Origin of the sequence: Streptococcus sanguinis, assembly GCF_003943735.1 — a bacterium.
Taxonomy (GTDB): Bacteria; Bacillota; Bacilli; order Lactobacillales; family Streptococcaceae; genus Streptococcus; species Streptococcus sanguinis_E.
Map to the genome: position 1 here is coordinate 1 of NZ_RJMV01000033.1, position 820 is coordinate 820.

Sequence of the window (820 nt, forward strand, 5' to 3'; positions counted from 1 at the left end):
GTCATCCAATAATATTTGTAAAATAAATGCCCTATAAAAGTTTCAAAATTATAATTTTTCAATCTACTTTTAATTTCATTTATAGCAATTCTATTTCTGTCTTTTCCCTCAGAATTTAGAATTTCTTCTGATAGCTCTGAATGAATATTTCCACTATATGTCAAACCAAGATTAACATAATATAGCATTGTACGACTTTTATTAGCTTCATACTTCACAACAGACTGGTAATTGAGAATACTTGATGTCAATAACATCGTCATAGCAAATGCTGCTGAAAATACCAATATAGACCTCAAATATGATTTCAGATATTTTTGTATATTACCTCTTAAAAAAATAAAAATTATAACAATGGCAAATGAAATTAAAAATATTAGAACGGTAGGACGAAAACCAGTTGCAAATCCAAGAAATATACCCGAACACAAGCTATATCGTATGCTTGTTTTATCAAGGATAAGTTTACAAACACTATAAATAAATAGGGTTAATAGAAATAGAGTAATAGTATCTGAATAAGTATAAATATACTGAGGTGAGAATCCCAAAATTAAACTCATTATTAAAAAGGAAAGATTCGCAATTTTGGCACCAATCACCATTTTATTTATCTTATAAATTATGGCTATAGAAGAATCAATAAAAATTATATTCCATAAAGCAAGTATAAATAATAAATTATTTCCAGCAAAAATATAATTCAATTTAAACCAAAGAACTAGGAGAAAATTATTAGGATTTTGCGAAATATAATCTGTTGTTTGAGCAAATGAAACATTTGTAGCAATATTAAATACTATAGTAGTATCAGCAGATG

At 26.2% G+C, this 820-nt stretch carries 1 protein-coding gene; it reads right to left on the reverse strand.

The genetic code is table 11. The annotated features are described in order from the left end of the window. The coding region (locus D8877_RS12235) for a glycosyltransferase-like membrane protein (RefSeq protein WP_185760227.1) at positions 1-820 on the reverse strand (820 nt) is incomplete at both ends.